An 8386-nucleotide genomic window follows, 5' to 3' on the forward strand; every position below is an offset into this window, starting at 1 on the left:
TTACTATTTTCTCTCAATTAATATATTTAAAATCTCCTGCCCTTTTATTTTGTATACTTTTAATACCTCTAATTTTTCCTCAAACATATTGCTTAAGAAAACTCCCTCGTTAAATACTAACTCTATCTCTTGTCCAGTTGGATTGAACACTCTTATGAATGTATCTCCAGTGTTTTCACTCTCTTTTAATGCACTCACTACACATCCATTTAACTTTAAATTTAGATTTGTAGTGATATTTTTTCTAACATTTGGAATATTTATATTGAATCTATTGAACTCTTTTAATTGATATCCCTCTATTGGAGTTAAAAACTCTTTTGCTTTTTCACTGTTATTTCTATCTGTTTTTATAAATGTAAATCCTAGATTAAAGTTGAAACTCTCCTTATATAACTGGTTATCTGGAGTCTCTATCTCTATTCCAGATGGTCTTCCCGGTCTATTTATAAGCTCTCTTTTTCCCAAGTGTGAAAAAGTTCTAAATAGAGTTATAAATATCTTACTATCTACAACCTCATACTCTTTTAGTCCATATGAGAACATTGCAGCCTCTCTCATATCATCCTTAAGTGAAACATATGAGTTAAATGTTTCAATGGACACTGGTTTTTCAGCCCATCTATCACTTTCCCAAATACTTAACTCCTTTTCAAAGTATACTGGCTTTTCCACAACGCAAAGATGTGAATCTGATTCAACTTTATCAGTTAAAATCTCTGTATTTAAAACTGCTCTAAATCTTGTATCCTCTAAATAGTTAGTGTGATCTATAGATAGATTTACAACATCTTTATCCACTATTGAGATAGTCACTTTAAATGTAGCTTTTCCATCTAAAATCTTCTCATCTCTAGAGTTCTGATTTTTAGGTAGCTCATATGTTAAATTATATTTTAAAACAGATTGAGTTTCTGATTTTAAAACTTCACACTCATCTATTTTTACATCTTTAGAATCTATAATTAGATCTTTATGTGGAGGTGAATAGTCATAACTATCCCCAGCGTCTCCACTGCTCTCTATATAGAACACATTCTCTATAACTCTATTCTCCTCTTTTATTAAAAGATTAAGTCTATTGTTTTCCACATAGATTTTATATAAACTATTTTCAATAGATGTATCTAATTTTTTCTCATCTCTCAATGAGTAGTTATCTCCATCCTCATAGCTTAAATATTTAGTAGATAATCCCTCTATCTCATCTATTACAAATGAAACTTTACTCTTAAAAACTTTAATATCTAAAAGTCTAGCTGCCACCTGTCTATCTATAAGACCAGCATCTACAATCTCCTGATCAAGTAGTAGATACTCTATCTCTCTATCCCCATTTAAAATCTTAAAATCACTTGTTCTTGTGATAAACTCCATCTCAATTTTTTCATTGATTCTCTTATATGGTAGATAGTTATAAAGAGTTACTATATTTCTATTTTCACTTGTTGAAGCTAGAGATATAAGTCTCATATATAGCTCTATTTGAGTATCCAGTATCTCCTTTACCTGAGTTAATCTCTGTTTTATATCTCTATTTACTAAATCTGAGTTACATCCACCAATACTATCATGAGCATGTGCTCCAAAAAGCTCTTTTAAACATTTTTCAAATATCTCATGTGGGTAGTCAATATTTAACTCTTTTCCCAGTAGTGCTAAAGGTTCTAAAACATTGTATATTTTATACTCCAACTCTGTATTCAATAGTTTTATATCCATTCTAGTTGATGTTATAGTCTTATGAATTCTCGCATGTTTACTATGGTTTAGTTCACCCTCTACGCTCTCTAAAACCAGTCCCTTTAAACTCTTTACATAACTTTCAAAGTCCGATACAGAAACTTTATCACCCTTATAAAACTCCTTTATATTCTCCATAATTGAGTGTATATTCTTTTGAATTGGCATCTGATCATGACCATTCATTATAAGTCTAGAATCTCCAGCTGAATATTTGTCCAGAACTTTCATTATCTTATCCATTCTAGCTTTTAACTCATCTCTATCACTCTCTAAATACTTAGCTCCTTGATAACCAGTGGCCAGATTAACTCCAAATATTACACTTCCATCTATCCCTTTCCATAGAAAATCTGATTTCTCAGCTTTTAACTCACTGTAGCCTCTCCAGAAAAAAGTGCTATCTATTCCAAATTGTGAGTATATTTGAGGCATTTGAGCTGAGTGTCCAAAAGTATCAGGAGCATATCCCACTTTCATTACATCTCCATACTCCATTGCCTTTTTCATTCCATAGTATAGATTTCTGATAATAGATTCTCCATGAACTAGCAGTAAATCTGTTTGTGTATACCAAGGTCCAACTCTAAGAGCACCTTTTTTTACTAGATTTTCTGTTCTCTCTCTCCACTTTGGAGCAAACTCTATAAAATCATCAAGCATTACACTTTGACCATCTAAAACATAGATTATATCCTCATTTTTTTCTAAAAACTCTATAACTTCAAACATGTGATTTCTAAGAAGTACCTGTGTTTCAGCTTTTGTAAAATACCACTCTCTATCCCAATGTGTATGCATCAATATTTTTATATCTCTACTCATTTTATTACCTCTTTGTTCTTTTTTTAAATTTATTATAATCTAACAGAACAAAAAATCGTAATCCTTTTTTATGGATAATTATCCATTTTGAACTCTATTTATTAGCTCATTAATCATAATTATCATATGTAGCTGTTGTTCACGAGCTATAGCGTCCAATTTATCTATTGAAATATTGTGAGTAAAGGTAAAATCACATAACTCATCCAGTGAACTTCCAGATTTTGTTATGGCTATAACTGTTTTTCCTCTATCCTTAAACTTTTTAGCCACATGCTTCACTCTTAAAGTTTCACCAGAGCTAGATAGAATAAAAAGTATAAAGTCATCAAACTGCTCTATCATTCTCTCTTCACTCACTACAATGGCTTGAAATCCCAGATATAGTAGCTGTCTTTGAAAATATGAAGCTGTTATTTGAGAAGCTCCAAGTCCATATATCAATATCTTTCTATTCTCTTTTATTACCTCTGCCACCTCTTGAACATCTTGAAAGTTTATATTCTCTATATAAAAAAATGTATTATTTATACTTAAACTCTTTGAACTTTGCATCTTCTCTAGGTCCTGTTCAATGGAGTATTTCAATTCACTAAACCCTTTAAACCCCAACTTTTTACAAACTCTATTTACACTTGCTTGAGAAGCATAAGCCTCTTCACATAATCTAACCACTGAATATTTAGGGATTTTATCAAAGTTTTTTTCAATAAAATCTAAAATATTTTCCTCACTCTTGGTAAATTTTGCCTTTAACTCCCTTGTTTGTAACAGATTTATAACTTTATACTCCATTGAAACCACCCTTCTATTTTTATATTAATTAGATATTAACATATTATCTTAGTGTTGGCCAATACTCCTTATTTGCTTCAATTAGTGCATCTAAAATTTTTCTAGCTTTTTTAGCATCTACCACCGCTCTATTCAGTGTTAAAGCTTGAAGTGCTTTAGCATATGAACCTTCAAACCATGCCTCCACTGTCAATCTCTCATAGGCAAACTGCTGCTCCATAAGCCCCTTATAAAATGTTCCTATCTTTCCGACTCCAAATGGTCTTGGTCCATTGATACCCAGTGTAGCTGCTACCTCTACCATCACATCATCATCTAAGTTAGATATCAGTCCATTGTTTTGAACTATCACTATATAGATTCTATTTTCATTGAAGGCTATAGACTCTGCAACTTCAACAATCATCTCTCCATGAGCATCATTATGAACTACATTGGACTCTCCCATACTACCTCTTACAGCTATCTCTTTACACTCTTCAAACACTCTTTTCTCTCTTCCATTCATAACTTCATTGGCTCTAGTGTAGTTTGGATCAAGTTTTGCCCTCTTATATTCAGGATAGTAATAGTATTGTAAGTATGTATTTGGCATATAGTCTGGGAAATCCACTAGCATATCTCTTACCATTGCATATGTATCCAACCATGACTGGTCTCTTTGCTCTGCATCAGCTGGTTTAAATCCAGAGTTTAAAGTTATATCCTTTAGTTTAGGAACTAGATCTACCCCATTTTTATCATAGATATTTGTGAACCATCCAAAGTGGTTTAACCCAAAGTACACCGGTTCAAACTCATTTGAATCCATCCCTAAAAGTCTTCCATATGATCTTAGAAGATTTACTGGTTGATCACATATATTTAATATTTTCTTGTCATTTGGAAAGGCTTTTTTAAGTGCATCTGCCACTATTGCCGCCGGGTTTGTATAGTTTAAGAACCAAGCTTCTGGAGCATATTTTCTAACTTCCTCTATAAGTTTTATCATATCTCCAATGGATCTCATTCCATAAGCGAATCCACCTGGTCCACAAGTTTCCTGTCCAATTGCTCCCAAACTCAGTGGTATCTTCTCATCTAGTTCTCTCATCTTATATCCACCAGTTCTAATCTGACAAAATACAAAATCAGTTCCTGTAAAAGCTACCTCTGGTGATGTTGTATATTCAAAATCCACAGTTGGATACTCCTCTTTAAAAAGAACCTTTGCAAACTCCCCTATAATCTCTTGTCTCTCTGGATTATTATCAAAAAGTACAACTCTTTTTAATGGAAAAGTTCCCTTTCTCTTACAAAGAGCTTTTAAAAGACCTGGTGTCCAAGTGCTTCCTCCACCTGCTATAGTTATTGTAAACTCTCTTTTATCCATAATTTTCACTCCCTCTAAAATTGTATAGTTGTATATACAACTAATATATAATAAAAATTTAGAGTTGTCAATTTTTTTATGTTATAATCAATTTAAAAAGTAACAAAAGGAGTCACATATGTTAAATAGTCGTTCAACTTTAATTTTACAAAACCTAATACTACATAAAAATAGAGAAGAGTCTAAAAGAGCTTTCAGAAGAACTTGGAGTAAGTAAAAGAACTGTTCGTTATGAGTTAGAAAAAATCTCTGAACTCTTAAGTGAAAACTCTCTTGATAACATTGAGATTTCAAAAGGTATTGTTAGGATATCTAACTTTAAATCTTTAGAGGCGTTTTTAAAAGATAACTATGATAAAACTACTTTCTCTTCTGAAGAGAGAGAACTGTACATTCTTATGTTAATTCTTTTTAAAAGAGTTATCAATCAAGTGCAACTTTCTGAGGAACTAGATATTAGTAGAAGCACTATTAAGCTTCATTTAAAAGATCTTAAAGAAACTCTTGATAAATATCATCTATCTTTAGAAATATGTCATAAAAAAGGGCTTGAACTAGTTGGAAAAGAGGAGGATATTAGACAGTGTCTTTTAAAGTTTCTAACAACTATTAAAAATAGAAAGAATATATTTTTCAAAAATATCTTAAAAGAGTATTTGTCTGTTAACGAAGAGGGAGTTAAACTGTTTTTAAACTACTGTCAAAAAATTATGGATAGAATAATCTCTGATGAAGCTTACCAGATTATTAAAAACTACCTTAAAATAACTATTCTTATGGTTAGAGCTGGGCACCATATAGATAAAATTAAAAATGAAAGCTTCTTAGAAAACACAAAAGAGTATGAAGCTGTTAAAAAAGGGAGTACACTTTTAGAAGCTCATTACGATATTGAACTTTCTAAAGTAGAGTATCTAAAAATCACAGACTACTTTTTAGGAAGTCACACATATAACTTAAACTATTCATATTATGAAAACTGGGTAGAGATGGATTACTAAATCACATAAAACCTACTATATATAGTATTGAACTTGAAAACTCAATATATCAAGAGGTTTTAGAAAGTTATCCACAACTTTTTGATATTACTTCTGAAGTTTTAGAGGGACTTGAAAAAAATACCACAATTACTGACAAAGATAATCTTTTATCACAACTAAAAGAGCTCCTTGATTCAACATCATGCTAAGGAAGCTGCTAAGGCTGGGGCACATATTGGAACAATTCCATACCCTGTTCTTTGTAAAATGTTAGAGCACCGCTGGAATCGCTAAGTTTTTAGCTGATTGGAATAGATAATCTACACACACTTTATCAAATAGAGAAGGCTAGATATTTAAGATATCTAGCCTTCTTTCATTAGCTTATTTTCTATTTATAGTAGTTAATTAAACACCCATCTACTAAGATTTTTCTCTCTGTATCTGTTAAGGCTTCTAGTCTTAACTCAATCTCTTTTATATCCTCATTTTTAGTTGAGATTACATAACCTTTTATACTATCATCTTTATTTTCAATAGCTGATTTAATATCCTTTATATAGATATAGTCATCATTTTCAAAGTTAATATCCTGCTTTACTATAAATGGAATCATACCCCAGTTTATTAAGTTTGATCTATAACGCTTCGTTGCATACTCTTTAGCTATATTAGCCCATCCACCTAATACTTTTTGACAAGAAGCAGCTTGCTCTCTAGCTGATCCATCTCCAGGTTTATTAGCGTAAATTGTACTTCCTATTCCAATCTCTAGTGGTTTAGCTCCCTTATCTATTCCTTGGATTTTGTTCAATACTTTTTCTAAATCCCCAACAAATGGATTTTCACCATTTTCTCTTAAAATTTCAGCTTTATGTATCTCTTTAGCCTTTTTTGTATAATCAGGAACTCTTCTTGAAAGAGTAAACTCTGCAAGTCTCATAGGGTTTGAACGATATGATGATGTTTCTCCTGATGGAATAAGCTCATCTGTTGTTGTAACAGGATCATTTATAACTGCACAAACTTTTAAAAGCATATCTTTTGTTAGTGCTGGCATTTTTGGCCAATCTATTATGTTTGGTCCATAGATTAAATCTGATGACTTAGGTTCCTCAAACCCATCATACACTTTATTTTTATAAACTTTATCATTAAATTTGTATTTTGGTTTTGTAAACTCTATATTTAACTCAGTTGCTGCTGTTAATCTTCCACCATTAATAGCTGTTGCTGCAATAGATCTAGCATCCATTAGAGCTACCATAGAGATTTGACCCTCTCCAGGTTTTGATCCTTCTCTACTCGGGAAGTTTCTAGTTGTATGTCTAAGACTTAACTGTCCATTAGCAGGAGTATCTCCAGCACCAAAACATGGTCCACAGAAAGCCGATCTTACAACTGCTCCGCTTTCCATTACTTTAGCGATTGTTCCATTTTTATTTAACTCAATATATGTTGGCTGACTTGATGGATACACACTTAAAGTAAAATCTACACCTACAGATTTATCCTTTAAAATATCTGCAGCATCAACTATATTGTCGTAAGTTCCTCCTGCACATCCAGCTATAACTCCTTGCTCTGCAAAAAGTGAACCATCCTTTATTTTACTTTTCAAATCTATTTTCATTCCCTGCTCAAGAGCTTCAGCTTCAACTTTTGTTAGTATCTCATCTAGATTTTCTTGTAACTCTTTTATTGAATAAACATTACTTGGATGGAAAGGTAGAGCTATCATAGACTCTATTTTATCTAAATCTACAACAACCATTCCATCATAGTAAGCCACCTCTTCAGGTGATAACTCTTTATACTCCTCTACTCTTCCATGCTCTTCTAAATACTCTTTAACTTTATCATCTGTTTTCCAGATAGATGTTAAACATGTAGTTTCTGTAGTCATAACATCAATTCCATTTCTAAACTCTACATCTAGATTTGATATTCCCTCTCCTACAAACTCCATTACTTTATTTTTTACATATCCACTTTTAAATACAGCTTTTATTATTGTAAGAGCTATATCTTGAGGTCCAATACCCTTTTTAGGTGCTCCCTTTAAATAGATACCAACAACTCCTGGATATTTAATATCATAAGTTTTACTTAAAATCTGCTTTACTAACTCTCCTCCACCTTCACCAATGGCCATAGTTCCTAAAGCTCCATATCTAGTATGGCTATCTGAACCTAGTATCATCTTTCCACATCCAGCCATAGTTTCTCTCATATACTGGTGAATAACTCCTTGATGTGGTGGAACATAGATTCCTCCATATTTTTTAGCTGCTGACAATCCAAACATATGATCATCCTCATTTATTGTTCCTCCAACAGCACAAAGAGTGTTGTGACAATTTGTTAAAACATATGGAATTGGAAACTTTTCAAGTCCACTTGCTCTAGCTGTTTGAATTATTCCAACATAAGTTATATCGTGTGATGCTAAGCAATCAAATTTTAAACTTAAATTTTCCATATTATTTGAAACATTATGATCAGCTAAAATTTTATAAGCAATAGTCCCCTTTTTTAAATCCTCTTTATTATATTTTATACCAGATTCCTCTGATATAATCTCTTTTCCATTAACTAAAACTACTCCATTTTCATATAAAGATATCATAAGTCCTCCCGCAATTTTCTTTTTTGAATAATTGTATAC

6 protein-coding genes are annotated in these 8386 nt (G+C 31.9%); 2 read left to right on the forward strand and 4 right to left on the reverse strand.

Features of this window, described 5'->3' with window-relative positions:
• Positions 1-3: 3 nt before the first annotated feature.
• The 3 genes from ACMOUI_RS10540 to ACMOUI_RS10550 form a co-directional block, all read right to left on the reverse strand.
• Positions 4-2568, reverse strand: coding sequence for a hypothetical protein (locus ACMOUI_RS10540; protein ID WP_418965657.1), 2565 nt, complete (start codon positions 2566-2568; stop codon positions 4-6).
• A 78-nt stretch (positions 2569-2646) separates the two neighbouring features.
• Positions 2647-3363, reverse strand: coding sequence for a MurR/RpiR family transcriptional regulator (locus ACMOUI_RS10545; RefSeq protein ID WP_418965658.1), 717 nt, complete (start codon positions 3361-3363; stop codon positions 2647-2649).
• Between the two features lie 43 nt (positions 3364-3406).
• Complete coding sequence (locus tag ACMOUI_RS10550) at positions 3407-4735, reverse strand: 6-phospho-alpha-glucosidase (protein WP_418965659.1); 1329 nt, start codon at positions 4733-4735, stop codon at positions 3407-3409.
• A gap of 308 nt (positions 4736-5043) precedes the next feature.
• On the opposite strand from ACMOUI_RS10550, the gene ACMOUI_RS10555 reads away from it, so the two are divergent.
• Positions 5044-5736, forward strand: coding sequence for a helix-turn-helix domain-containing protein (locus ACMOUI_RS10555; protein WP_418965662.1), 693 nt, complete (start codon positions 5044-5046; stop codon positions 5734-5736).
• A gap of 44 nt (positions 5737-5780) precedes the next feature.
• Positions 5781-5927 (forward strand): hypothetical protein, encoded by a 147-nt coding sequence (locus ACMOUI_RS10560; RefSeq protein WP_418965663.1) that lies wholly within the window; start codon positions 5781-5783, stop codon positions 5925-5927.
• A 182-nt stretch (positions 5928-6109) separates the two neighbouring features.
• Here the strand turns inward: ACMOUI_RS10560 and ACMOUI_RS10565 are convergent, their stop codons facing one another.
• Positions 6110-8347, reverse strand: coding sequence for a hydratase (locus ACMOUI_RS10565; protein ID WP_418965660.1), 2238 nt, complete (start codon positions 8345-8347; stop codon positions 6110-6112).
• Positions 8348-8386: the final 39 nt, after the last annotated feature.

Source organism: Cetobacterium sp. (genome assembly GCF_048470075.1).
GTDB lineage: Bacteria > Fusobacteriota > Fusobacteriia > Fusobacteriales > Fusobacteriaceae > Cetobacterium_A.

Excerpts from the sequence above, each read along its gene's own strand:
- ACMOUI_RS10540 (WP_418965657.1), bottom strand. The coding sequence starts at position 2,568 with ATGAGTAGAGATATAAAAATATTGATGCATACACATTGGGATAGAGAG.
- ACMOUI_RS10550 (WP_418965659.1), bottom strand. The coding sequence starts at position 4,735 with ATGGATAAAAGAGAGTTTACAATAACTATAGCAGGTGGAGGAAGCACT.
- ACMOUI_RS10545 (WP_418965658.1), bottom strand. The coding sequence starts at position 3,363 with ATGGAGTATAAAGTTATAAATCTGTTACAAACAAGGGAGTTAAAGGCA.
- ACMOUI_RS10565 (WP_418965660.1), bottom strand. The coding sequence starts at position 8,347 with ATGATATCTTTATATGAAAATGGAGTAGTTTTAGTTAATGGAAAAGAG.